Raw genomic sequence first — 25,294 nt, 5'->3', positions numbered from 1 at the left:
GCCGCATGTTCCTCAGGCGACCGACCAAGGAAGTGGGAACGCTGCCGCAGTGGCGGCTGATGTGGCGGCAGTTCCGCAGGCACCGGCTCGCGCTGGCCGGGATGGCCATCCTGGTGCCGGTGTATTTCGTGGCGATCTTCGCGGAGTTCTTCGCGCCGATGTCCAGCTCGACCGCGAACACGTCGATGACGTACGCGCCGCCGCAGGTGCTGCGCTTCTCGGGCGACCTCGGCCTGTACGTGCACGGCTACCGCACCGAGCGCGACCCGAAGACGTACGAGCAGCGTTACACCGAGGACCCCGGGCAGCGGATCGACGTCGGGCTGTTCGTGCACGGCGACGAGTACGAGCTGCTGGGCCTGATCCCGTCGGACCTCCACCTGATCGGCCCGGTCACCAAGGGCGAGCCGGTCTTCCTGCTGGGCTCCGACCAGAACGGGCGCGACCTGCTGTCCAGGCTCATCCACGGGGCCCGGGTGTCGCTGTCGATCGGCCTGGTGGGGGTCGCGGCCAGCTTCTTACTCGGCATGCTCATAGGCGGCATATCCGGATATTTCGGGGGCGGCGTGGACAACGCCGTGCAGCGGGTCATCGAGTTCCTGATCGCGATCCCGACACTGCCGCTCTGGATGGCGCTCTCGGCCGCGCTCCCCACCGACTGGGGGCCGCTGACCAGGTATTTCGCCATCACGGTGATCCTCTCGCTGATCGGGTGGACCGGGCTGGCGAGGGACGTGCGCGGACGCTTCCTCTCGCTGCGCGAGGAGGACTTCGTCATGGCCGCCCGGCTGGACGGCGTGGGCCGGCTGTCGATCATCTTCCGGCACATGATCCCGTCGTTCGCCAGCCACATCATCGCGTCGCTGTCGCTGGCCATCCCGAGCATGATCCTCGGCGAGACGAGCCTGAGCTTCCTCGGGCTCGGCCTGCAGGCGCCGGCGGTGAGCTGGGGCGTGCTGCTGGAGGGCGCCCAGAACATCCGCGTGGTCGCGAACGCCCCCTGGCTGCTGGCGCCGGGCGTCGCGGTGGTGGTGGTCGTGGTGGCCATGAACTTCTTCGGTGACGGCTTGCGGGACGCCGCCGATCCGTACGGAGCGGCGAGCCGAGCCCGGAGAAGGAAGCCCTTCTGGCGTAACCGCGCAGGGCGACAGTGAGCGCGACCATCGGCACAGCAACAGGAGGGTTCGGCGTGGCCGCAGACGACGTGCTGCTTGAGATCGAGGACCTGCGTACCCACTTCCTGCTCGACGACGGCGTGGTGTGCGCGGTGGACGGCGTGGACCTGCGGGTGCGCAAGGGTGAGACGCTGGCCATCGTCGGCGAGTCCGGCTGCGGGAAGAGCGTCATGGCCCGCTCGATCCTGCGCCTGGTGGACCCGCCGGGCCACATCGAGGGCGGGCGGATCACGCTGCACCGCGAGGGCGGCCCCGTCGAGCTGGTCGGCGCGAACCGCCGGCTGCTGCGGCAGGTCAGGTGGCGGGACATCGCGATGGTGTTCCAGGAGCCGATGGCCTCGCTGAGCCTGGTGCACACGATCGGCAGCCAGATCGTCGAGGCGGTCCGGCTGCACGAGAACGTCGGCAAGGCCGCCGCCCGGCGGCGCGCGATCGAGATGCTCGACCGGGTCGGCATCCCCATGCCGCAGCGCCGGGTGGACGCGTACCCGTTCGAGCTGAGCGGCGGAATGCGGCAGCGCGCGATGATCGCGATGGCGCTGTCCTGCCGGCCGAGCCTGCTCATCGCCGACGAGCCGACGACGGCGCTGGACGTGACCACCCAGGCGCAGATCCTGGAGCTGCTGCGGGACCTGCAGGCGGACTTCGGCATGGCGATCATGATGATCACGCACGACCTGGGGGTGGCCGCGCAGGTGGCCGACAGCATGGCGGTCATGTACCTGGGCCGGGTCGTGGAGTACGGGGTGGCCGAGCAGGTGCTGGCCGCGCCCCGGCATCCGTACACACGGGCGCTGCTGCGCTCGATGCCCCGGCTCGGGCGGGCCTCGCGGACCCGGCTGACGGCCATCAAGGGCATGGTGCCCCCGCCGTACGCGCGGCCGGACGGCTGCCCGTTCCACCCGCGCTGCGACTCCGTCGTGGCCGGGAAGTGCGACGTCGTGCTGCCGCGCCGGGTCCCCATGGCCGACCGCGAGGTCTCCTGCCTGCTCTACGAGGAGGAAGCGTGAGCACGGAACCCCTGCTCAGCATCGAGGGGCTGACCAAGCACTTCCCCATCCGCAGCGGGCTGCTGGGCCGCCAGGTCGGCGCGGTGAAGGCGGTGGACGAGGTCGACCTGGCCATCGAGCCGGGCAGCACGCTCGGCCTGGTCGGCGAGTCCGGCTGCGGCAAGACCACGCTCGGCCGGTGCATCGTGCGGGCGCACGACCCGACCGGCGGGCGCATGCTCTACCGGCAGCCGGACGGCTCGGTCATCGACGTGGCGGGGCTGAAGGAGAAGGAGCTCAAGCCGTACCGGGCGCAGGTGCGGATGATCTTCCAGGACCCGCACTCCTCGCTCAACCCGCGCAAGACGCTGCGCGAGATCATCGGCGAGCCGATGCGGGCCCACAGGCACGGCTCCAAGGAGGAGATCGACGAGCGCGTCGGCGAGCTGCTCGACCGGGTGGGCCTGCGCCCCGAGTACGCCAACCGCTACCCGCACGCCTTCAGCGGCGGCGAGCGGCAGCGGGTCGGGATCGCGCGGGCGCTGGCCCTGTCGCCCCGGCTGGTGGTGGCCGACGAGGCCGTGAGCGCGCTGGACGTGTCGGTCCGCGCCCAGATCCTGAACCTGCTGAGGGATCTGCAGGAGGACTCGGGCCTGGCCTACCTGTTCGTCAGCCACGACCTGGGCATCGTCGAGCACGTCTCGGACGTGGTCGCGGTCATGTATCTCGGCAAGGTCGTCGAGCAGGGTCCCACCGAGGAGCTGTACACGCGGCCGCTGCACCCGTACACCGAGGCGCTGCTGTCGGCGGTGCCCGACCCGGACCCGGCGGCCAAGCGGCACCGGGAGCGGATCAAGCTGCTGGGCGACATCGCCGACCCGGCGCACGTGCCGCCGGGCTGCCCGTTCCATCCGCGCTGCGTGTACGCCAGGGACACCTGCCGTACGGAGCCGCCGCCGCTGCGCGAGGTCGGGGGCCGCCGGGTGGCCTGCCACCTGGCCGAGGAGCTGGAGCTGCGCGGCGTGCCGGACCCGGACGTACGAGAGGTGAAGGCATGACGGATCCAGACGTACGGGAGGTGAAGGCATGACGGATCCGCGCTTCGACGGCATCATCAGGCCATCGATTCCGGGCGTGCGCGAGGCGCTGCTGCCCGCGCCGCACGGCCCGGACAACCACGCGGCCAACCTGCTGCGCACCCAGGGCGGCGACCTGCTGTGCACCTGGTTCAGCGGCCCCGAGGAGGGCCACCCCGGCACGAACGTGGTGCTGTCGCGGCTGGCCGGCGACCGCTGGGAACCGCCCCAGGTGATCGCCGCCGACCCGGAGCGCAGCGAGCAGAACCCGGTGCTGTTCGAGGCGGACGGGCTGCTCTGGCTGCTGCACACCTCCAGCGGGCCGTACGACCAGAAGAGCGCGCACGTCGTGGCCAGGACCTCGGCGGACGCCGGACGTACGTGGAGCGAACCCTGGGTGCTGCTCGCCGAGCCCGGGATCTTCGTGCGGCACCCGCCGCTGATTTTGGACGACGGCACCTGGCTGCTGCCCGCCTACCACTGCGGCGTCTCCGGCGACCGCAGCGTCGTCGAGGTCAGCGCGGACGGCGGGCGCACCTGGGCCGAGCACCCCGTCCCCGGCAGCCGCGACCTGGTGCAGATGACGATCGCGCGGCGGCCGGACGGCCGGCTGCTCGCGCTGTTCAGGGACCGGAAGGCGGGCCGCGTCCACGCCTCGGCCTCCGCCGACGGCCGTACGTGGTCGGCTCCCGAACGGACCGACCTGCCGAACAACGACTCCTCCGTCCAGCTCACGAGGGTGGATGGCCGGCTCGCGCTCGTCTACAACGACGCGAGCCTGGAGCGCGACCAGTTCAGATGGGTGACCAAGAACGGGGAGCGGCGCAGGAAGGCGCTGCGCACCCCGCTGGTCCTCGCGGTGTCGGAGGACGGCGGCGCCCGGTGGCCGCACCGGCGGGTGCTGCAGGACGCCGACCCCGAGTACTGGCAGAACGAGCTCGGCTACTCCTACCCGAGCGTCATCGACGGCGGCGGCGGACGCCTCCACGTCGCCTTTTCCTACCTGCGGAAGACCATCAAATATCTGGAGATCAGCCAGCCATGAGATTCAGGCAGAGCATCTTGTACGGCGCGCTGGCCGTGGCCGTGGCCGTCCCGTCGTACGTCATCGATGACGGCGGCGGCGTGGTGCGGGTGGAGCCGACCGGCTCGTACGCCTGCCGCCAGGACGTGGCCGCCCCCGACCCGGACGTGCCCAAAGTCCACGCGGCCGCGATCGCGCAGGCGCCGGCGGGCGACATCCTGACCGTCTACTACGGCGGCACCTCGGAGGGAGCGCCCAACCAGGCGCTCTACCTGTCGCGCCTGGCGGTGGGCAAGAAGACGTGGTCCAAGCCGGAGGTGGTGTTCGACGAGCCGGGCAAGGCCGACGGCAACCCGGTGCTGTGGTCGGACGGCAAGCGCCTCTACCTGTTCTTCGTGACGATCGAGGGACACGGCTGGGAACAGGCCCCGATCCGGCTGATCACCTCGGACGACGGCGGCCACACCTGGAGTCAGCCGACCTCCATCCGCAAGGAGTGGGGGTGGATGGTCGGCACCAACCCGATCCGCATGTCGAACGGCGAGGTGCTGCTGCCGATCTACGACGAGGCGGGGTCCAGCTCCGGCTTCTACGTCTTCAGCCAGGACATGAGCACGTGGAAGGCGTATCCGGAGGAGCACACGAGCTGGATCAGGACGGCCCAGAGCTCGATCCAGCCGACGGTCGTCGAGGTGGAGCCGGGCAAGCTGGTCGCCTACCTGCGCACCGGCGACGGCGCGATCTACAAGAGCGTGTCGACCGACTTCGCCCGCACCTGGAGCGCGCCGGTGGCCGAGCCCATCGGCAACCCGAACTCGCGGATCGCCGCGCTCAAGCTGGACGACGGCAAGCTGGTGCTGGCCTACAACCCCTGGGTCGAGCACCGCTCCCCCATGCGGCTGTCGCTGTCCCCCGACAAGGGCCGGACCTGGGAGAACTCCGTCGACGTGGAGGCGCAGTCGGGGCCGCAGTTCACCTATCCGGTGATGACGCAGAGCAGCGACGGCTTCATCCACATGGTCTATTCCTACAACCGCAACAACATCCGGCACGTCGTCTTCAACGAGTCCTACCTGCGTGACGCCGTGGGCCTGCTGTCGAACTGGCCCGAGCACACGATCACCGAATTCAAGAGCGGCGTCCGGCGGAATGTCGTGCGCCAGTGCAGCTACACGCCTTCCAACGGGGAGACCGAATGAACCACAAGACCCGCGGGCTCGCGCTGCTCGCGCTCGCTCTGACCGTCGTCGCCACCCCCGCGAACGCCTCGGCGGGCGCATCGACTGGGGAGTGTAAGAACGTCCCCAACAAGTACAACCAGCCGTTCAGCGTCTGTGACGACGAGCTGTTCATCTTCGCCGCCAACTACAAGCCGTTCGAGTCGAGCGTCGACGGGAACAGGCAGGGGACCAGGGTCTTCGACGAGATCATCGGGAACAGGCTGCGGGCTGCGTTCCCCGGCGTGAAGATCAAGTACGCGACGTGGGACCTCCCCGTACGCTACGAGAACCTCAAGAGCGCCGGGGTCACCCCCGACATCATCATCGAGGACCCGAAGTCCCGCATCGACCGTGACCTGGAGCCGATGGGCTGGGTCGGCGACCTCACCCCCGACCTCCAGAAGGCCGGCATCGACCTGAGCAAGCTCAACAAGGCCAGCGTGGAGCTGGTCAAGTCGCGCTCCGACGGCGGGGTCTACGGCGTGCCGCTGTTCATCGACGAGCACGTGCTGCTCTACAACAAGAAGATCTTCGACAAGTTCGGGGTGAAGTACCCCAAGCTCGGCATGACGTACGACGAGGCGTACAACCTGGCCAAGAAGCTGACCAGGGACGACGGCCTGGACCACTACAAGGGCTACATGCAGCACCCCGACCAGTACCTGGAGTTCAACCAGCTCGGCCTCTACCCGTTCCAGCCCACCACGAGCGAGGAGCCGAAGCCCGAAGAGGTCAAGGTCAGCATCAGTGGCAACGGCTGGAAGCAGTACGTGGAGAACCTGTACCGCTTCCTGGAGATCCCGCGCAACGACTTCACCACCGTCACCGACTTCTTCAAGGGCGACATGAGCCGGCCGGGACACCTGGCCATGGCGGTCGAGACGCTGTCGCGGCTGAACATGTACGCCGGCAGCGAGCTGTTCATCGAGGACGGGGACGAGGAGTCGTTCAAGGAGCAGGCCAAGAACGTCGACATCGGGGTCACCTCCATCCCGGTGCTCAAGCGGGGCTCCAAGGCGATCTACCAGCCGAACACCCGGGCCGCGTTCATCCCGCCGTCCTCGGCGAAGAAGGAGCAGGCGCTGCAGATCGTCAAGTGGCTGGTCTCCGAGGAGGCCCAGACCGAGCTGTCCAAGCAGGGCATCAAGGCGGTCCTGCAGACCGACAACGTCGTGTCGAACTTCGGCAAGAGCGTCCCCGAGCTGGCCGGCATCGACACCTCGGGCGTGTACTGGGGCGAGAACGCCACCGTGTCGAACTACCAGAACACCGAGTTCTGGGACCTGCCGCTGTACTCGGTCTTCCGCCAGCACGTGCTGCGGGACGGCATGACGGCCGAGCAGTCGCTGACCGTCTCCGAGCAGCAGGACATCCCCGCCTACATAAAGGCGCAGGCCGCCGCTGGGAAGGACTGGTGATTTTTCCGGACACCGTGGAGCGCTGGGACGTCCACGAGATCGAGCTGGCCGGACCGGCGGGCGGCAACCCCTTCGCGGAGGTGCGCCTGTCGGCCCGGTACCGGTACCGCAACCGCGTCGTGGAGGCCGAGGGCTTCTACGACGGCGACGGTGTCTACCGCGTCCGGTTCATGCCGGACGCGGTGGGTCCGTGGCGGTTCACGACCGTCAGCAACGTGAGCGAGCTGGACGGGCACGCGGGCGGCTTCGAGGTGACGCCCGCCTCCGCCGGCAACCACGGTCCCGTGCGGGCCGTGGGGACGGGCTTCGCGTACGCCGACGGGTCGCCGTACCTGCCGTTCGGGACGACCTGCTACCACTGGACGCACGACATGGACGAGGAGCGCGAGCGCGAGACGCTGCGGACGCTGGCGGCCTCGCCGTTCAACAAGCTCCGCATGTGCGTGCTGCCGACCGGGCGGATGTCGCCGCCCGAGGTGCCCTTCGCCGGGGACGATCCCGGCGGGCTGGACAAGACGCGCTTCAACCCGGTGTTCTTCCGGCACCTGGAGGCCCGGATCCGGGACCTGCGGGACATCGGGGTCGAGGCCGACGTGATCCTCTTCCACCCGTACGACGAGGGTCTGCGCGGGGTGGAGGACATGGGGCGCGAGGCCGATCACGCGTACCTGCGCCACGTCGTCGCCCGCCTGGCGGCCTACCGCAACGTGTGGTGGTCGGTCGCCAACGAGTACGACTTCAACCACGCCAAGACCGTCGCCGACTGGGACGACCTGCTGCGGGCCGTCGTGCGGCTGGACCCGTACGAGCATCTGCGGTCGATCCACAACGGGACGCGGATGTACGAGGTCGCGTCCCTGTACGACTTCACCAAGCCGTGGGTGACGCACCAGAGCGTGCAGCACTGGGACGCCACGCTGACGGACGAGTGGCTGCGCACGTGCCCCAAGCCCGTGGTGATCGACGAGATCTCCTACGAGGGGGACGCCGGCAAACGCTGGGGCAACATCAGCGGGCCCGAGCTGGTGGACCGGTTCTGGGCGGGCATGGTGCGCGGCGGGTACGTCGGGCACGGCGAGGTGATGACCGGCGGGCCGGGCCGGCCGTGGGTCGGCAACGGCGGCGAGCTGCGCGGGCAGAGCCCGGCCAGGATCGCGTTCCTGCGCGAGGTCATGGAGGCCCGCCGCGACGGCGTCCTGCTCCGTTACCTCGGCCGGCGCCGGCCCTCCTCCGTGACCGTCGAACTCCCGGAAGGGGACTACGAGGTGGAGCTGATCGACGCCTGGAACATGACGATCACCCCGGTGGACGGGGTGCACCGGGACCGGGTGCGCGTCGGGCTGCCAAGCCGGCCGTACCTGGCGCTGCGACTGACGAGGGTGTGATCATGATTTCGCCGGCGACCACCGCGCTCGGCTGGCACCTGCAGGGCGAGAAGCGGCGGGCGCGGACGCTGGCCACGCTGGAGTCGTCACCGTTCGACCGGGTGCGGATGGCGGCGTTCGCGACGCGGTGCTCGCTGGACTCGCTGGAGGAGCGGGTGGCGGAGCTGGGCGCGATCGGCGTGACGGCCGAGCTGGTCCTGCTGCACCCCTCCGACGGCATCACCGACGTGAATGCGGCGGCCCGCCTGGTGGCGGAGGTGGTGCCTCGGCTGGCCGCGCACGCGAACGTGTGGTGGTCGCTGGCCACCGACCCCACCCTTTTCCCCGAAATTTCCGAACACGACTGGGTACGTCTCGCGGACCTGGTCGCCGAGGAGGACCCCGGGCGCCACCCGCTGTCGATCACCGCCGAGGCGGGCTCGCCGCTGCTGTGGCGGCGCGCGTTCACGCACGGGAGCGTGGCCGCGCGCAGCCCGCGCGACGCCTGGGTGTTGACGCGCGACCATCACAAGCCGGTGCTCATGGACATGTGCGGGTACGAGGGGGACTCGGACGATCCATGGCACAGCCTGACCCCCGAGGAGGTCGTCGCCCAGGCCTGGGACGGGTCGGTGCGGCGCCGGTACGTCACGCACGGGGAGTCGTACCTCGACGACGAGGGACTGACCTGGTCGGAGGCGGGCGGCACGCTGGCGGGCGCGGCCGTGGCGCGGCTGGGGCTGCTGCGGGAGGTGATCGCCGAGACGCCCGCGCAGGCGCGTTACCGGGATCGGGACGCGCCGATGCTGGAGGTGCCCGGGGAGTTCTACCTGGAGTACTGCGGCGAGCACCGATTTCCGGAGCGGGTGTACGAGGTGCCGGCCGGACGGTACGAGGTCGAGGTGATCGACACGTGGGAGATGACGGTCGGCTCGCTGGGGGTCCAGGAGGGCGGGACGCTGACGGTCCCGCTGCCGGCCACCGGGGCGCAGGCCGTCCGCCTCAGGAGGCACGCGTGACGGCGTCCGCCGTTGTCGCCGCCCTCACCGAGCCCGGCGGGAAGGTCGTCGAGGTGGTGCCCGGCGAGGGCGGCCCCGAGGTGCGGCTGCGCCACCGCGACGCGGACGGCCCGCACCTGCGGGCGCCGCTGCGCGGCCTGCTCACCGCCTCCACCGGCCGCCCCTGGCGGATCGAGCACCCGGGCCCCGTGCACCTGGCGCCTCAGGGCGAGGCGCTGGTGGTGACGGCGCGGACGGGCCCGCTCGGGGCCCGGCTGGAGCTGGCCTTCACCCCCGACGGTCTGCTCACCCTCACCGCCACCTGGCACAACGACTCCGGGCGCGAGGTGACCGACGCGGCGGCGGGCCTCCTGCTCCCCCTCCCCACCGACGACGCGAACGTCACCATGCCCGGCGTCCTCTACAACGGCAACCCCTCCTCCGACCCCCACCGCAAGGTCCCCCGCGTCGAGCCGGGCGGCGGGTTCGTGTGCGAGCAGGACCGCCTGCCCATCCCCGCCGTCAACGCCGCCTGGTCCGGCCGGTACGTCAGCCTCTTCGCCCACCCCGTCCCCCGCCGCGACGCGGAGGGCAGGGTCACCTACGACTCCCTGGGCCTCATCAGGTCACCGGGCCTGACGGTGGCGGCGATGACCGGCGTGATCATGTTCGACGGCAGGCCCGACGTCTGCTACGTCAGCAAGGCGGAGGTCGCGGACAACCCGATCGGCTACCGGACCCTGGCCCCGGGCGAGACGATCACCACCAGGCACACGCTCGACTGGGGCCCGGTCGAGCCGCGCGGCCACGGCTTCAGGAAGCTCGTCCATACGCGGCTCCACCAGGAGGACGAGGGCGCCCGCCCGCTCGGCCGGGAGGACATCGTCCGGCTCAAGGCGGGCGCCATGGACGCGCGCTGGACCGGCCACGGCTACCTCGCCTATGAGGGCACCCGCCACGGGCGGCCCCGGTCGTACCTGTACGGCTGGACCGGCCAGTGCCTCAAGCTCGCGCTGTGCGACGCCCTGCTCGGCCGCCCGGAGCGGACCCGCCGGGCGGCGGACTTCTACGTCGAGGGCAGCCGGACACCGACCCCGGGGCTGCGGCACGGCCGGTACCTGCTCGACGACGGCCGGTGGGAGATGTTCCGCAAGGACGGCGCGGACTTCGTCTCCAGCCGTGCCCACGGCGAGACGGTCGCGGACCTGGCCGGGATCGCGCTGCGCTTCAGGGAGGCGGGGCTTCCGGTCCCGCCCGCGTGGGAGGAGGCCGTGGAGGAGGCCGCCGCCTTCTTCTGGCGGACCAGGCTCCAGGAGGGCATCATCCCGATCGGCTGGACGCCGGACGGGCGGCCGTTCTCGGCGATGGTCAGCGCGGCCGGCATCGCCTGCGTCCAGGCCATGCTGGGCGCGTACCGGCTGGGCGGCGAGCGGATGTGGCTGCGGCGGGCCGAGGAGGTGCTGGGGCATTATCACCGGCTGCACGCGGCCACGTTCGAGCGGCCGTTCGCGCACGCCACGCTGGACGCCTCCGGCGAGGACAAGGAGGCCGGGATGTACTACTTCCTGGCCGCCTTCGAGCTCTACCGGCTCACCGGCCGCGACCTGTACGCGCGGTGGGCGGAGGCGGCGGCGGACTGGCTGCTGACGTTCGTCTACGTGTGGTCGCCGGAGTTCGACGCGGGCAGCACGTTCGAGCGGCGCGGGTTCAAGGCGTGCGGCTGGCCCTCGGTCAGCGTGCAGAACCACCACCTCGACGTCTTCTTCCCGACCTCCGAGCTGATGGAGTTCGGCCTGCTCACCGGCCGGCCCCGGTACGCGGCCAGGGCCGAGACGATCCTGCACGCCATGGGCCAGGGCATCTGCCGCGAACCCGGCGACTGGGGCTTCGGGACGCCCGGCGAGCAGGGCGAGGGGTTCTTCCAGACCAACTGGCAGCGCAAGGGCGAGGCGAACACGTGGAACCCGTCCTGGGTGATCGCGCTGCCCCTCTACCACGCGCTGCGCATGAGGAAGGTTCCATGAACGAGGAAGAGGCGTGGCGATACGCCGACGAGCTGCGCGAGCGCGTGCGGCCGCCGGAGTTCCCCGACCGGTGGTTCGACCTCACGGAGTTCGGCGGGTCGGGGGGCACGTGGACGGGGGCGTTCCACGCCGCGATCGAGGCGTGCCACCGGGCGGGCGGCGGCCACGTGCGGGTGCCCCCGGGCACGTACCCCACCGGCGCCGTCCACCTGCTCAGCAATGTGGACCTGCACGTGGAGGCGGGCGCGACGATCCTGTTCAGCACCGACCCCGCCGACTACCTCCCCGCCGTCTACACCCGTTTCTCGGCCATCGAGTGCTACAACTACTCCCCCTTCATCTACGCCTACGGCCAGGAGAACATCGCGATCACCGGCGCCGGCACGCTCGACGGCGGGGCGGGGCCCGAGCACTGGTGGCCGTGGGTGGGCACGCCGGAGTTCGGCTGGCGGCCGGGCACGCCGCACGAGGCCGACGACTGGGCCGCGCTGCAGCGGATGGCCGCGCGGAACGTGCCCGTCGAGGAGCGCGTGTTCGGCGCGGGCCACTACCTGCGGCCCAACCTGATCCAGCCGTACCTGTGCCGCAACGTGCTGGTCGAGGGCGTGCGCATAGTCCGCTCCCCCATGTGGGAGATCCACCCCGTACGCTGCGAGAACGTCCTGGTCAGGAACGTGACGATCCACTCGCGCGGCCCCAACAACGACGGCTGCGACCCCGAGTCGTGCCGCTCGGTGGTGATCTCGGGGTGCGTGTTCGACGTGGGCGACGACTGCATCGCGATCAAGGCGGGGCGCGGCCCCGACGGGCGGCGGGTCGGGGTGCCGTGCGAGGACGTGCTGATCGAGGACTGCGACATGCGTCACCGGTACGGCTCGGTCGCGATCGGCACGGACACGACCGGCGGGATCCGCAACGTCTTCGTCCGCCGCTGCCGCTGGGGCGGGCCCGGCCTGTACTTCGGGCTCTACATCAAGACGAACTCGGTGCGCGGCGGCTTCGTGGAGAACGTCTTCGTCAAGGACATCGAGATCAGCGGGCTGACCAAGGAGGCGGTCTCGATCGACCTCTACCACGGCGACGGGCACAACGGCGACGAGGCGCCGCTCATCCGCAACATCAACGTCGCGGGGCTGCGCAGCGACCGGACGCGCAGCGCGTACCTGCTGCGGGGGTATCCCGAGCAGCCGCTACGGGAGATCACGATCAGGGACAGCTCGTTCACCGGGGTGCTGCGGGCCGACGTGGCGGAGCACGTCGAGAACCTGTCGGTCACCGGCGTCACGGTGACCGCCGCGTCCCAGGAGTAGGCCCCTGGGTGGTATGGCCGGGCGCGCGCGGCGACGGCCGTGGTCAAGCCGCGCGCGCCCGGAGATCATGTGTCAGCCGTGCATCGGCGCCCAGACCGTCATCGGGCCCGCCCCCCGGTTCGCCCACGCGTAGTACGGCACGAACGTGAGGTCGGCCGGGCCCGCGTGCTCCGGTTCGCGGGGGGCGGCGGCGGTGCGGTAGGGGAAGCCGCCGTCCTCCTCCCGGTGCACGTGGGCCCGGCCGCGCGCGATGACCGGCACCACCTCGTCGGGCAGGCCGGTGACGGCGGGCCCGTCGCGGAGGTCCGCTCCCGCCACGCACAGGTCGTCCACGATGACGCCGGGGTGGTCTGCCTGCTCCAGGCAGTAGACCAGCGGGCCGCGCTCGACGGCCACCTGGCCGCGGGCCACGTCCAGGCGGGGTACGGCCACCGTCAGCCGGGGCCGGATCCCGAGGTCGAGCACGATCCGGTCGCCGGGCCGCCAGGCCCTGCGGACTCGGTGGTAGGTGCCGGGCTCGGCCGGCCGGTCATCCACGCCGGCGGCGTCGGCCCAGGCCGGGATGCGGGCCGAGAGCGTCCACGGCCGGTCGGGGGTCTCCCTGACCGTGATCTCGATCCGGCCGCTCCACGGGTAGCCGGTCGCCACCTCCAGCACCACGGAGCCCGCCCGCACGGTGCCGGGCGCGTACAGGTGGAGCTGGACGCCGTCGCCGTCCCTGGTGGCGAGGTAGTGGTCGAGGGAGGAGAGCAGGCGCATCACGTTGGGCGGGCAGCAGGCGGTGCCGTACCAGTCCTGGCGGCCGCGCGCCGGCGAGCGCAGGTCGTCGGGGTCCGCGCCGGCGCGCACGCGCAGCGCGTTGACGTAGAAGAAGCGGTCGCCGCCGAGCGAGACGCCGGGCAGGACGGCGTTGTAGAGCGTGCGCTCGATCAGGTCCGCGAACCCGGGCGCGCCGGTGGCCAGCAGCATCCGCCACGACCACTGGATGCTGCCGATGGCCGCGCAGGTCTCGCAGTAGGCGGTGTCCGGGGCCAGCTCGTGGTGGCCGCCGAACGCCTCGCCGTACCAGTTCGAGCCGAGGCCGCCGGTGAGGTACGTCTTGGTCGCCACCATGTCGTGCCACTGCCGTTCCAGGGCGGCGAGCAGCTCGAGATCGGAGGTCTCCACGGCGACGTCGGCCGCTCCCGCGGCCAGGTACATGGCGCGTACGGCGTGCCCCTCGACCGTGGCGGCCTCGCGCACCGGCACCCGGTCCTGCCGGTAGCCGGGCCCGTGGTGGCCCTTGAGCGGGATGAGCGCGTGGCCGCGGGTGGTGACCTGGCGCGCGGCGAGGTCGAGGTACGCGCGCGTGCCGGTCTCCCGGTGCAGCTCGGCCAGGCCCATCTCGACCTCGGGGTGGCCGTCGAGCGCGTCCGTGGGCAGCGCCGCCGCAAGGTGGTCGGCGAACCGGGTGGCGACCCCCAGCAGCGTACGGTCGCCGACCGCCCGGCTGCCCGCCACCGCCGCCTGCATGAGGTGGCCCGCGCAGTAGAGCTCGTGGCTGGAGGCCAGGTCGGAGTAGCGCTCGGCGCCGGTGAGCCGGGTGTGGGTGTGCAGGTAGCCGTCGTCGCACTGGGCGGCCGCGACCAGCTCGGACGCCTCCTTGTACGGCCGCGCGAGGTCGTCGTCGTCCGCCCGGCCGCGCTCCCAGGCGAGCGCCTCCAGCCACTTGTAGACGTCGGAGTCGGCGAACACCTTGCCGCGATGCGGGGCCGCCTGCCTGAGGTTGTCGAACGCGCCGGACTCGCGTACCCGCTCGCCGCCCAGCGGGATCGTGACCTCGCGGTTGACCCGCTGCCGCGCCCCCCAGAACCCGCCCTCGACCCGCCCGCCCGCCACGGGACGCAGGGCCACGGCCGCGTCGGGACCGGGCCGTACGACCGAAGACATCCGATCATCGCTCATACTGCTCATCGTGCCTCAGGGCCAAATATCCAACAAGGGTCGAATATTTATGCACTCTTCCCTGTGCATCCGGAAGCCGCCGACCGGGGTTGCCGTCCTTTGGGGGGAGGAGACGGAAGGACACCCGCCGGAATCGGGGGTGGCGGCACCCACCACCGACCGCCCATCGTGCGCCGCCGCTTGGAGCGGGGCCGTGCGTCGCCACCGCTTGGAGCGAGGAGGGCCGCCGCCAAGCGCGCCGTGGGCAGGAACGGCGCGCTCCACCCGTCCGCCCTCGCCAACGAGCGCGTTGCGGGGCAGGCGACCGGGCACCATCAGCCCCCTCCCCCGACGAGTCACCGTCGACCACCCCCGCCGTCGAGCGCACCCCGGGGTCGGATGGCGCGCACCCTCGGCCACCCCCTCCTCTTGACGGGGCCTCGACCGAAGTGCGGGGGTGCACCTTGACGGGGCGGGAGGGACGACGCAGGCTTGATGGGACGTCTATGCATGTATGAATATTTATGCGAAAGGACGCCCATGCCCGAAATCCCCGACACGGTGCTGCTGGAAGAGCGGGCCGAGCTGGCCATGAACGCGGTGGCCGGACTGCCCGACCAGGACATGGACGGCATCCCGTACTTCAGCGCCGACCTCCTGGCCCGCCCCGCGGCGCTGCGCCACGGCGACTGGGACTACGGCTCCAGCCACGGACGGCTCCTGGACGCCTGCGTGCTCGCCCGGCAGATGACCGGCAAGGACACCTGGCGAGAGGTGGAGGAGGGGTTCAGGCGGCGGCTGATCGGCTTCTTCGGCGACGACGGGCTGAGCTACCGCCTGGCCCGCCCCGAGGTGGGCTGGCCCCCGAACGCCAACCTCATCGACCAGCGGGCGGTCCTCCTCTCACTCACCACCTGGTACGTCTCCGACGGCGACCCCGAGGCCAGAAGGCTGGCCGACCGGCACGTGGCCGCGCTCAAGCGGATCGCGATCAAGGAGCGGGACGTGTGGTTCTACCCCGCCTCCGAGTACACCCCCGGCGGCTGGCCCTCGCCGAACGCCATCGCGCTCCACCTCGCCCCCGACCCGGCCTCGTTCAGCGGCCGGCTCATCATGCCGCTGCTGCGCTACCACCAGGCGACGGGCAACGAGGACGCGCTGGAGCTGTGCGGCTGGTTCGCCCGGCTGATCGTGCGCAAGAGCGGGGTCTTCAACGAGGACGGCTCCTTCAACCCCGCCCGCGCGTACCGCAGCGCCCACTTCCACACCCGGCTCGGCACGCTCGAAGGGCTCGCCCGCTACGCCCGCCACGTCGGCGACCACGAGCTGACCGCCTACGTCCGCCGCGCCTACGACTGGGCGCTCGGGCAGGCCACCGCGTTCGGCTGGACGCCCGGCGACCTGGCCGACCAGCGCTACGAGCACGAGAGCTGCTCCCTGGTGGACCTGATCGGCACCGGGACCACGCTGGCCGGGTCGGGCCACACCGCGTACTGGGGCGTGGTTGAACGGTTCCTGCGCAACCACCTCGTGGAGTCGCAGCTCCTGGACCTGAGCTGGGTGGAGTCCGCGCCCGACACCTCGGGGGACGAACCGGGCTGGGTCACCCACGTGCGGGTGGGCGAGCGAGTACGCGGGGCCTTCGCCGGGTACGGCGCGCCCAACGACTTCGTCTGCGACGTGGAGCTGGGCCGCGGGCACACGGCCGACGTGCAGGCGTGCTGCGTCGGCTCGGGGCTGCGCGGCCTGTTCTGGGGCTGGAACTCGATCGTCACCGCCGACCCCATGGCCGTCCGGGTCAACCTGCTCCTCACCCGGGCCACCCGGCAGGTCACCGTGCTCAGCCACCTCCCCCACGAGGGCCGCGTCGACCTGGACGTCCACGAGGACCTGCGCGAGCTGCGGATGCGGGTGCCCGACTGGGCCGGGTACGCCAAGGTGCGCGTCGCCCGCGAGAGCGGGGGCTTCGACGGGACCCAGGCCGGGGCGTGGGCGCCGGACGGCTACCTGTCGATCCCGGCGCCACGGCGAGGGGAGCGCGTCACGGTCACGTTCCCGGTGCCCGAGACGGCGACCACCGAGGTGGCGGCGGGACGGGAGTACCGGGTGCGCTGGCGGGGGGACGACGTGATCGGCATCAGCCCGGAGGGGACCGCCCGGCCGATGTACAGCGGGCGCAAGGTCCATCCGACCGCACCCCGGCGCGACTACGAGCCGGCCCGGCCGGCGAAGGAGTGGGCATGGTGAACTGGTCTCTCCCCGAGGTGCCCGCAGGCGACTCGCTGCGGCCGTACGACCTGCGCTGCGAGCACCGCGGCACCCCGCTCGGCATCGGCACGCCGGTGCCCCGGCTGAGCTGGCGGCTGGCCTCGGACCGGCGCGGCGACGCGCAGGACGCGTACCGGATCCGGGTCCGCGCGCGCGGCGCCCTGGTCTGGGACAGCGGCTGGGTCGAGGGCCAGGACGTCAGCGCCGACTACGGCGGCGCGCCGCTGGCGTCGTTCACCCGCTACACCTGGACGGTCGAGGCCCGCAGCGAGACGGGGCCCGGCGGGGCGGCGGAATCGTGGTTCGACACCGGGGTGATGCACCAGGACGAGTGGGTGGCGGCGTGGATCGGGCACGATCCCGAGACCGAGCCGCCGTTCGAGCCGCCCACCGACGAGGGCGAGCCGCGTTCCGCCCGCACCGCGGGCCTGCCCGCGCCCCGGTACTTCCGGCGCGTGCTCGACCTGCCCCCGGCGACCGCCGTGCGGATCGCGTGCAGCGCCAGGGGGCTGTACGAGCTGCGCGTCAACGGCCACCGGGCCGGCGACGGCGAGCTGACGCCGGGCTGGACCGACTACCGGCGGCGGGTGCCGTACCAGGTGTACGACGTCACGGACCTGGCCGCCGACGGACCCGTCTGCGTGGGGGCGATCCTCGCGGACGGCTGGTGGTCCGGCAGCCTCGGCTGGGACATACGGCAGCAGGCGCAGCGGTACGGCCGGCGCCCGCAGTTGCTGGTCCAGATCGTCGCCGAGCACGAGAACGGCTCCCGTACGGTCGTCGGCACCGACGGGCGCTGGCGGGAGAGCACGGGGCCGCTGCGCCACGCCGACCTGCTCATGGGCGAGTGGTACGACGCGCGCCTCGAACAGCCCGGCTGGGACCTGCCCGGATTCGACGACGCCTCCTGGGCCCCCGCCGGAGTCGTGGACACCGCGCACGACATCCTCGTCCCGTCCGCCGCCGAACCCGTCCGCGTCACCCAGGACCTCGTGCCGGTGGACGTCCGCCGGGGCGACGGCCGTACCATCGTCGACCTGGGCCAGAACATCGCCGGCCGGGTCCGCCTGGTGGTGCGCGGCGCCCCCGAGGGCGCCCGGGTCACGCTGCGCCACGGCGAGGCGCTGGACGACGACGGCGGCCTCTACACCGCCAACCTGCGCTCGGCCGAGGCCACCGACCACTATGTGGCGGCCGGGGCGGCGGTGGAGACGTTCGAGCCGCGCTTCACCGTGCACGGCTTCCGGTACGTCGAGGTCAGCGGGCACGCGGACGTCGAGGTCGTGGGGCGGGTGCTGCACTCCGACACGCCGGTCGCGGGCGAGTTCTCGTGCTCGGACGACATGGTGCGGCGGCTGATGAGCAACATCCGGTGGAGCCAGCGCGGCAACTTCGTCTCCGTGCCGACCGACTGCCCGCAACGCGACGAACGCCTCGGTTGGACCGCCGACGCGCAGGTGTTCCTGCCGACCGCCTGCTACAACGCGGACGTGGCCGCGTTCTTCACCGGCTGGCTGGCGGACCTGCGGTACGCGCAGACCGGCGACGGCGCGGTGCCGGACGTGATCCCGCACGTCATGACCGAGCGGCACGGCACGCCGGGCTGGGGCGACGCCGCCACCGTCGTCCCGTGGCACCTGTACCGGGTGTACGGGGACGAGCGGGTGCTGCGCGACAGCCTGCCCAGCATGCGACGCTGGGTGGACCACGTCGAACGCCACAACCCCGACCTGATCTGGCGCTACCGGACCGGCAGCCACTACGGCGACTGGTTGCAGGCGGGCGTGCGGACCTCGCGCGAGGTGATGGCCACCGCGTACTTCGCGCTGAGCGCGGAGCTCACCTCGAAGGCCGCCTCCGTGGTGGGCGACGTGGCCGCTTCCGCCCACTATGCCGAGCTGCGTTCAAGGATCGGGGACGCCTTCGTCCGGGCGTTCGTGTCGGCGGACGGCCAGGTCACGGGCGACACGCAGACGGGCTACCTGCTGGCCCTCGCGCACGGCCTGATCCCCGAGCCCCTCGTCCCGGCGGCCGTCGGGCACCTGGTGGCCGACCTGGAACGGCGTGGGCGACGCCTGACCACCGGCTTCGCCGGGGTGGGGCTGCTCGGCCCGGTCCTGTCCGCGCACGGCCACCACGACCTGGCCTGCTCCCTGCTGCACGACGACCGCTACCCGTCGTGGGGGTACTCGATCAAGCGGGGCGCGACCACGATCTGGGAGCGGTGGGACGGGTGGACGGAGGAGGACGGCTTCGGACCCGTCGCCATGAACTCCTTCAACCACTACGCGCTGGGCTCCGTCGGGGCATGGCTGTACAGCGGGGTCGCGGGGATCGGGCAGGAGGAGGGGTCCGTCGGGTTCCGCCGCCCGCTCATCCGGCCGCTGCCCGGCGGCCGGCTCCAGTGGGCCGCGGCCTCGTACGACACGCCGCTGGGCCGGCTGGGCAGCCGGTGGGAGGTGGACGGGAACACGCTCCGGCTGGAGGTCCGCATCCCGCCGGGGGCCGAGGCCACGGTGCACGTGCCGACCACGGATCCGGCGTCGGTCCGCGAGTCCGGCGCTCCCGTGCCCGGCGAGGTGGCCGGCGGGGCACTCGTGTGGCGGGTGGCGCCCGTGCCCGGCGAGGTCAACGGCGGGGCGCTGGTGTGCCGGGTCGCGTCCGGCCGCTACGAGTTCACCGCGGCGTGGGAGCGATGACGGACGGCCGCCCGGTGACCACGTGGGCGACCGCCACCGAGCAGCCCGGGGGAGGCCGTCCGGTGACCACATGGGCGGCCGCCGCCGAGCGGGCGGGGGCCGGGCTGCGGGATCTCACCGTACGCAACCTCGTGCGGACCAGCGCGGGCGGAACCGGCCTGCGGGTACGGCTGACCAACGCGCTCGGGGACCGGCCGGTGACGTTCGGGCACGTCCGCGTGGGCGTCCCGCGCTCCGGGGCGGCGCTGGTGCCGGGGTCGAACCGGACGGTGACGTTCGGCGGGCGGCCGGAGGTGACGCTGGCCCCGGGCACGACCGCGCTCGGGGACCCGCTGCCCGGCCGGGTGGCGCCCCGGCAGCGCCTGGCCGTCAGCCTGCACCTGCGAGGCGACGGCGGCGTCCTGACCGGCCGCAACCGGGCAACGGCCCCGCCGGACGACGCGGCGTACCGGTCGCTCCCCGGTGACCACGCCGCCGACGAGGACGGGGCCGCGTACGTCGAGGGGGTGGCGGTCTGGCACTGGCTGGACGCGTTGATCGTCACCGCGCCCGAGCCGGTGTCGGCGGTGGCGGTGCTCGGGGACTCGATCACGACCGGGGTCGGCTCCGAGACTGGCCACGGCTGGCCGGACCTCCTCGCCGACCGGGCCCTGCTGGAGTCGTGGCCGTTCGCCGTGGTGAACGAGGGCGTGTCCGGCGGCCGGGTGCTGGCCGCCGGGACGGGACGCGACGCCGAGGCGCGGCTGGCCGCCGAGGTGCTGGCCAAGCCGGGGATCGGCGTCGTGATCCTGCTGGCCGGCATCAACGACCTCGGGGCTGGCGCGCGGGCGGATCCGCTCGTCGCCGCCTACCGGCGCATCGTCGAGCGGGCGCACGCCGCCGGGGTACGCGTGATCGGCGGCACGCTCCCGCCCTTCGCGGGCGCGGAGTACCACACGGCCGAGGCCGAGCGGGCTCGGGAGGCGGTGAACGCGTTCGTACGGGAGGGCGGCGTGTTCGACGGGCCGGCCGACTTCGACGCGGCACTCCGCGACCCCGCCGACCCCCGCCGCCTGCTGCCCCGCTACGACTGCGGCGACCACCTGCACCCGAGCGCGGCGGGCCACCGGGCGATGGCCGCCGCGCTCGAACCGCGCGTGTTGCTCGACGCCGCCGGTCAGCGGCCAGGTCTGGGCAGGCGCGCCGCCGGCTCCGGGCGGTGGATGCCCCGGGGGCGGTAGCCGAGCGCGTCGGAGACGCCGAGGTGGTCGGCGAGCAGCCAGATGATGGCCAGCCACATCTCGGTGCCCTGCAGCCCCGGCGTGCGGGCCGCGCCACTCCCCCTGGTCAGGGCGAAGCTGAGGCCCGCCCCATCGTGCCAGCCGCCGACCGCCCGGACGAGGTGCTCCCTGGCCCACGCCGCGCCCTCCTCGCGGCGGTGCCGGGTCTGCCTGCCCAGCAGCCACAGCGGGTGGATGACGTCGAGCACGTTGCAGGCGTTGCCGGTGTCCGGGCCGAAGTAGCGCGGGTCGCGGGCCTGCGCGAGCACGGTGTCGACGGCCCGGTCCGGGTACGGCACCGGGACCCCGGACTGCGCGAACGTCCCCCGCGTCAGCCGGTAGAACCCGTTGACCACCTGCAGCCAGCCCGCGTCCGGGTCCGGCTCGCCCCACATCCCGTGGGCCTGGCTGCAGCGGGTGAGCAGCCATCCGTACAGGGTCTCGGTCTCGCCGCGCACGCCGAAGTCGGCGAGGTTGCGGTGCAGGCCGGTGCCGAACGCGTCCACCCACGAGCCCGCCGTCCAGGCGTTGCGCTCCCAGTCGAGGGCGTCGAGCGAGGCGATCAGGTCCTGCGAGGTGACGTTCGCGACGGCGTGGACCGGGTGCCGGAACCGGGTGCCGAGCAGGTCGAGCGCGTAGCCGACGCAGAGCACGTGATAGGCGCTCACCCCGTCCAGCTCCGGCGGCCCGGAGGCGCCGAGCTCCGGGACCAGGCCCGTGGCCGGGTCCTGGCGGTCGCGCAGGAACGCGACGATCTCCTCCCGCGCCGGGGTCGGGGGCGGGCCGTCCAGGAGGAGGTCGGCGATCTCCACCGCGTCACACCAGGCGCGCACGGTCAGCGGGGCGTCCGGGCGGTCCACGTACCGCTCCCCCGTCCAGCAGCGCCCCAGCACGTCCTCCGCCTGCTCCCTGGCGCGGGCGGCGAACCCGGCGAGCAGCCCTTCCAGATCGTCCCCCGGGCCGGTGGCGGAGGGCCGGCCGGCTGCGGATGGCCCTCCGCCCACTGGGCTCCGGCGGTCGCGGATGCGGCGGGCCGGGTTGCCCGCGACCATGGCCCAGGCGGGCACGTCCTTGGTGACCACCGCGCCCGCGCCGACGACGGCGTGGTCACCGATGGTCACCCCGTCGAGCACGACCACGTTCGAGCCGATCCACACGTCGTCGCCGATCCGGATGCCCTTCGACGTGATCGCCTGGCGGAAGACCGGGCGGTCGGGCGCGGTGCCGTGGTTGAAGCCGAGCAGGGACGTGTGCGCGCCGATCCGCACGGCGTCGCCGAGCACGATGTTGCCGCGCACCACGGCGTACGGGTTGACGGTGCAGTCGTCGCCCATGACGACGTCGTCGGTGACGTACGCGTGGGCCGCGATGTAGCAGTGGTCGCCCATGCGCAGGCGGTCGGCGTACACGGCCGCCAGCGGCGAAACGAACACCTTGCCCGCCGCCTCCAGCTCGAACCCGGCCCGCAGCTCCGCCAGGTGGCTCTCCTGGGCGCGGCGGTCCTCCTCGGTCGCGTGGTCCCAGAACAGCCACGGGCAGAAGTCGAACTTGGTCGGTTTCGTCATCAAATCTCCTTGAACGTGGTTAACGTCATCGACCAGGAGTGGCGGCGGACCGGCAGCCGGTACCGCTCGGGCAGGGCGGGGCCGCAGGAGGCGCTGCCGAGGCCCTGCTGCCCGTGGTCCAGGTTCAGCCAGACGCGTCCGGAGTCGCGCAGGTCGTGCGGCCTGCCCGCCGCCCGCAGCGCCTCGCTGGTCCAGCGGCGGGCGGTGAAGTCCAGGTGCGGCTCGCCGTCCACGCGCAGGGTCGGCAGCCCCGGGCCGGACAGCTCCAGCCAGCGGGTCTCGACGTGGTTGCCGTTCTCCTGCGGCACCACGTACGGGGTCTGGAGCGCGTCGATCGCCAGCGCGAACCGGCCCACCCGCGCGGCGTCCCGGCTGTCCGCGTACGACTCGCCGGGGCCCCGCCCGAACCACGTGACGTCGGTGTAGCCGCCGGGCAGGGCGAACCTGGCGCCCATGCGCGGCGGGCTCACGTTCAGGTGTCCGTACGCGGTGTCGTGCCAGTCCCCGACGGGCTCGGCCTCGATCCGCAGGTGCAGCGCACCGTCGCGCCACTGCCAGGTGTACGTGGTGCGGAAGCCGAGGGTCCGGGTGGCCGGGCCGCTCCGGCCCCGGACGACGAGCGTGCGGTCGTCCGGCCTTTCGAGGGCGACGGTCCGGTGCAGGAAGCGGTCGAGCCCCACGGCCTCCCAGTCGGCGGCGAGCGCGTTCCTGGGGCCCTGGCCGCGGTCGTTCTCGGTCGGGGCCCGCCACACGTCCAGCACCGGCCCGTCCAGCTCGACCCCGTGCAGCCGGACCAGCCGCCCTGTCCTGGGCTCGAACACCGCCCCACCCAACCGCAACCCCGCGAGGGTCGGTGGGGCGGTGGGCGGAGGGGGCGGACGGTGGTGGGGGGTGGGGCCGAGGCGGGACTGGGTGAAGGCGACCACGTGCCCCGCCGGCGCCCAGCGGGTCGCGGTGGCGAGCGCGGCTTCGATCGTGATCCACGTCTCGCCTTCCAGGGTGCGGACCGCCACCTCCGGCAACGGCACCCGCACCGTCTCCCGCGGCCCGCACCCAGGGACCCGCAGCACCCCGCCCCCCGGCGCAGGGACGCCGTCCACCTCCACCCACCACCGGAACTCCAGGTGCCCGAGGTCGATCAGGTCGTGCTTGTTGGCGACCACCACCTCCCCCGCCCCCACGTCGACAGCGATCCCGACCGGCTCGATCGCCTTGCGCAGCTCCGCCAGCCCCGGGGACGGCGTGCGGTCGGGGAACAGCAGCCCGTCCAGGCAGTACCGGCCGCCGTTCGGCTGGTGGTCGACGTCCCCGCCGTGCCGGAAGTACGGGCGTCCCTGCGCGTCGTGCCCCGTCAGCCCGTGGTCGATCCACTCCCACACGAACGCCCCGCAGAAGCGCTCGTACGACTCCAGGATCGCCTGGTAGTCGGCCAGCGAGCCGGGCCCGTTCCCCATGGCGTGGGCGTACTCGCACAGCAGGAACGGCAGCCCGCGACGGCGCACGTCGTCGGCCGACCCCGGCACGACCCCGTCCGGCGGGTCCTCCTCGCGCCGCCCGATGCGCTCCAGATCGTCCAGCGACGGGTACATGAGGCTGTGGAAGTCGGAGTGCCGGTAGCTCGGGTCGCGCTCGTAGTGCAGCGGCCGGCCGGGGTCGCGGGCCCGGATCCACCGCTCGATGTCGCCGAACGCCGGCCCGCTCCCGCTCTCGTTGCCCAGCGACCAGATGACGACGCTGGGGTGGTTCTTGTCGCGTTCGACCATGCGCCGGGCCCGGTCGAGCAGGGCGTCGCGCCACATCGGCTCGGCCGGCGGGTTGCCCTCCCAACCGGCGTAGATGAACCCGTGGGTCTCGATGTCGCACTCGTCCACCACCCACAGCCCGTACTCGTCGCACAGCCGCAGGAACTCCGGGTGCGGCGGGTAGTGGGCGGTGCGCACGGCGTTGACGTTGTTCCGCTTCATCAGCACGATGTCGCGGATCATGGTGTCGCGGTCGAGCGCGCGGCCGCGTTCCGGGTGGTGTTCGTGCCGGTTGACGCCGCGGAAGAGGACCGGCGCCCCGTTGATCAGCAGCCGCCCGCCGGCGATCTCGACGGTCCTGAACCCGATCGGGAGGTCGATCGTCTCCCCGGCCGCCGTGAGGGTGCCGCCGTAGAGGCGCGGGCGCTCCGCGCTCCACGGTTCGACGCCGGGGACGGTGACCTCCTCCCCGTTGGCGACCGCGAGACCCAGCTCGGGGATCTCGACCAGGCCGGGGGCGTCGGCGGTGACGAGGAGGGTGCCGGAGCCGTCGGAGGCGTCATAGGAGGCGCGGACGGTGAAGTCGTCGATGCCGCCGGAGGGGCGGGCCAGCAGCTCCACGTCGCGGAAGATGCCCGGCAGCCACCACATGTCCTGGTCCTCGAGGTAGCTGCCCGACGACCAGCGGTGCACGCGTACGGCGAGCAGGTTGCCGCGCGGCCGGACGAGCCCCGTGACCTCGAACTCGAACGGCAGCCTGCTCCCCTTCGAGTGGCCGAGCAACGAGCCGTTCAGCCACACCGTGCCGCAGGAGTCCACCCCCTGGAAGCGCAGCACGGCTTTGCCACCCGGCCAGTCGTCGGGCAGGTCGAAGCGGAGGCGGTAGTCGCCCGTGGGGTTGCCGTCGGGCAGGTGCGGCGGGTCGATGGGGAACGGGTAGGCGGTGTTGGTGTAGAGCGGGCGGTCGTACCCCTCCAGGACCCAGTGCGACGGCACCCGGATCGTCTCCCAGCCGGTGTCGTCGAGCGCGGGGTCGGGCAACGAGGGGCCGGTGCCCTCGGCCGTGCCGGAGAGCCGGAAGCGCCACTGGCCGTTGAGCGACAGGCGCGGCGCGTCGGAGAGGAAGTCCGCGCGTGCCGCCCGCCGCCCGGAGCCCGGCCCGGGGTCTTCGTGGAAATCCACTATCCATCCCCTTCCAGACCAAAACGTTTTAACCCTAGACGCGAACCCCTGAGAAGAC

16 protein-coding genes are annotated in these 25,294 nt (G+C 72.5%); 13 read left to right on the top strand and 3 right to left on the bottom strand.

The window, feature by feature from the left end; translation table 11 throughout:
* The first annotated feature begins 5 nt into the window (after positions 1–5).
* The 10 genes from ACWDX9_RS14260 to ACWDX9_RS14215 are packed head-to-tail and all read left to right on the top strand — an operon-like array spanning position 6 to position 12,598.
* Entirely contained in the window at positions 6–1,154 is a 1,149-nt protein-coding gene (locus ACWDX9_RS14260; protein ID WP_449953264.1) for an ABC transporter permease, read from the top strand.
* Positions 1,155–1,189: 35 nt separating this feature from the next.
* Complete coding sequence (locus ACWDX9_RS14255) at positions 1,190–2,185, top strand: ABC transporter ATP-binding protein (RefSeq protein ID WP_449953261.1); 996 nt, start codon at positions 1,190–1,192, stop codon at positions 2,183–2,185.
* A complete protein-coding gene (locus ACWDX9_RS14250; RefSeq protein ID WP_449953259.1) occupies positions 2,182–3,222 on the top strand; it encodes an ABC transporter ATP-binding protein in 1,041 nt (346 codons plus the stop codon). The genes ACWDX9_RS14255 and ACWDX9_RS14250 overlap by 4 nt, the downstream gene beginning before the upstream one ends.
* Before the next feature lie 28 nt (positions 3,223–3,250).
* Positions 3,251–4,285, top strand: a complete 1,035-nt coding sequence (locus ACWDX9_RS14245) for a sialidase family protein (protein WP_449953257.1) — start codon at positions 3,251–3,253, stop codon at positions 4,283–4,285.
* Positions 4,282–5,463 carry a sialidase family protein gene (locus ACWDX9_RS14240; RefSeq protein ID WP_449953255.1) on the top strand — a complete coding sequence of 394 codons (1,182 nt, stop codon included), beginning with the start codon at positions 4,282–4,284 and terminating at the stop codon, positions 5,461–5,463. Before ACWDX9_RS14245 ends, ACWDX9_RS14240 begins: the two co-directional genes overlap by 4 nt.
* The gene (locus ACWDX9_RS14235) at positions 5,460–6,902 is read left to right on the top strand and encodes an ABC transporter substrate-binding protein (protein WP_449953253.1); all 1,443 of its coding nucleotides are present in this window, start codon (positions 5,460–5,462) and stop codon (positions 6,900–6,902) included. Before ACWDX9_RS14240 ends, ACWDX9_RS14235 begins: the two co-directional genes overlap by 4 nt.
* A complete protein-coding gene (locus ACWDX9_RS14230; RefSeq protein WP_449953251.1) occupies positions 6,899–8,287 on the top strand; it encodes a DUF5060 domain-containing protein in 1,389 nt (462 codons plus the stop codon). The genes ACWDX9_RS14235 and ACWDX9_RS14230 overlap by 4 nt, the downstream gene beginning before the upstream one ends.
* Positions 8,288–8,289: 2 nt before the next feature.
* The gene (locus tag ACWDX9_RS14225; protein ID WP_449953248.1) at positions 8,290–9,285 is read left to right on the top strand and encodes a DUF5605 domain-containing protein; all 996 of its coding nucleotides are present in this window, start codon (positions 8,290–8,292) and stop codon (positions 9,283–9,285) included.
* Positions 9,282–11,288, top strand: a complete 2,007-nt coding sequence (locus ACWDX9_RS14220; protein WP_449953245.1) for a hypothetical protein — start codon at positions 9,282–9,284, stop codon at positions 11,286–11,288. The genes ACWDX9_RS14225 and ACWDX9_RS14220 overlap by 4 nt, the downstream gene beginning before the upstream one ends.
* Positions 11,285–12,598, top strand: a complete 1,314-nt coding sequence (locus ACWDX9_RS14215) for a glycoside hydrolase family 28 protein (protein ID WP_449953242.1) — start codon at positions 11,285–11,287, stop codon at positions 12,596–12,598. The genes ACWDX9_RS14220 and ACWDX9_RS14215 overlap by 4 nt, the downstream gene beginning before the upstream one ends.
* A gap of 72 nt (positions 12,599–12,670) precedes the next feature.
* Here ACWDX9_RS14215 and ACWDX9_RS14210 read toward each other — a convergent pair whose 3' ends face one another.
* Positions 12,671–14,542 carry a glycoside hydrolase family 127 protein gene (locus ACWDX9_RS14210; RefSeq protein ID WP_449953239.1) on the bottom strand — a complete coding sequence of 624 codons (1,872 nt, stop codon included), beginning with the start codon at positions 14,540–14,542 and terminating at the stop codon, positions 12,671–12,673.
* A gap of 519 nt (positions 14,543–15,061) precedes the next feature.
* Here ACWDX9_RS14210 and ACWDX9_RS14205 point away from each other — a divergent pair.
* From ACWDX9_RS14205 to ACWDX9_RS14195, 3 genes are read left to right on the top strand one after another with little or no spacing between them, the layout of a single operon-like run.
* Positions 15,062–16,768, top strand: a complete 1,707-nt coding sequence (locus tag ACWDX9_RS14205) for a hypothetical protein (protein ID WP_449953236.1) — start codon at positions 15,062–15,064, stop codon at positions 16,766–16,768.
* Positions 16,762–19,488 carry a family 78 glycoside hydrolase catalytic domain gene (locus ACWDX9_RS14200; protein ID WP_449953234.1) on the top strand — a complete coding sequence of 909 codons (2,727 nt, stop codon included), beginning with the start codon at positions 16,762–16,764 and terminating at the stop codon, positions 19,486–19,488. The genes ACWDX9_RS14205 and ACWDX9_RS14200 overlap by 7 nt, the downstream gene beginning before the upstream one ends.
* The gene (locus tag ACWDX9_RS14195) at positions 19,485–20,708 is read left to right on the top strand and encodes a GDSL-type esterase/lipase family protein (protein WP_449953232.1); all 1,224 of its coding nucleotides are present in this window, start codon (positions 19,485–19,487) and stop codon (positions 20,706–20,708) included. Before ACWDX9_RS14200 ends, ACWDX9_RS14195 begins: the two co-directional genes overlap by 4 nt.
* Here ACWDX9_RS14195 and ACWDX9_RS14190 read toward each other — a convergent pair.
* Positions 20,645–22,312 (bottom strand): acyltransferase, encoded by a 1,668-nt coding sequence (locus ACWDX9_RS14190; protein ID WP_449953229.1) that lies wholly within the window; start codon positions 22,310–22,312, stop codon positions 20,645–20,647. The genes ACWDX9_RS14195 and ACWDX9_RS14190 overlap by 64 nt on opposite strands.
* Positions 22,312–25,236 (bottom strand): glycoside hydrolase family 2 TIM barrel-domain containing protein, encoded by a 2,925-nt coding sequence (locus tag ACWDX9_RS14185; protein WP_449953226.1) that lies wholly within the window; start codon positions 25,234–25,236, stop codon positions 22,312–22,314. Before ACWDX9_RS14185 ends, ACWDX9_RS14190 begins: the two co-directional genes overlap by 1 nt.
* Positions 25,237–25,294: the final 58 nt, after the last annotated feature.

It is taken from the genome of Nonomuraea sp. NPDC003201 (assembly GCF_053590415.1).
This window is presented reverse-complemented; position numbering and strand designations above follow the sequence as displayed.

What these genes read in the sequence shown, in the direction of transcription:
- ACWDX9_RS14195 (WP_449953232.1), top strand. Translation starts at nt 19,485, where the DNA reads ATGACGGACGGCCGCCCGGTGACCACGTGGGCGACCGCCACCGAGCAG.
- ACWDX9_RS14225 (WP_449953248.1), top strand. Translation starts at nt 8,290, where the DNA reads ATGATTTCGCCGGCGACCACCGCGCTCGGCTGGCACCTGCAGGGCGAG.
- ACWDX9_RS14245 (WP_449953257.1), top strand. Translation starts at nt 3,251, where the DNA reads ATGACGGATCCGCGCTTCGACGGCATCATCAGGCCATCGATTCCGGGC.
- ACWDX9_RS14190 (WP_449953229.1), bottom strand. Translation starts at nt 22,312, where the DNA reads ATGACGAAACCGACCAAGTTCGACTTCTGCCCGTGGCTGTTCTGGGAC.
- ACWDX9_RS14200 (WP_449953234.1), top strand. Translation starts at nt 16,762, where the DNA reads ATGGTGAACTGGTCTCTCCCCGAGGTGCCCGCAGGCGACTCGCTGCGG.
- ACWDX9_RS14210 (WP_449953239.1), bottom strand. Translation starts at nt 14,542, where the DNA reads ATGAGCGATGATCGGATGTCTTCGGTCGTACGGCCCGGTCCCGACGCG.
- ACWDX9_RS14235 (WP_449953253.1), top strand. Translation starts at nt 5,460, where the DNA reads ATGAACCACAAGACCCGCGGGCTCGCGCTGCTCGCGCTCGCTCTGACC.
- ACWDX9_RS14205 (WP_449953236.1), top strand. Translation starts at nt 15,062, where the DNA reads ATGCCCGAAATCCCCGACACGGTGCTGCTGGAAGAGCGGGCCGAGCTG.
- ACWDX9_RS14240 (WP_449953255.1), top strand. Translation starts at nt 4,282, where the DNA reads ATGAGATTCAGGCAGAGCATCTTGTACGGCGCGCTGGCCGTGGCCGTG.
- ACWDX9_RS14260 (WP_449953264.1), top strand. Translation starts at nt 6, where the DNA reads ATGTTCCTCAGGCGACCGACCAAGGAAGTGGGAACGCTGCCGCAGTGG.
- ACWDX9_RS14215 (WP_449953242.1), top strand. Translation starts at nt 11,285, where the DNA reads ATGAACGAGGAAGAGGCGTGGCGATACGCCGACGAGCTGCGCGAGCGC.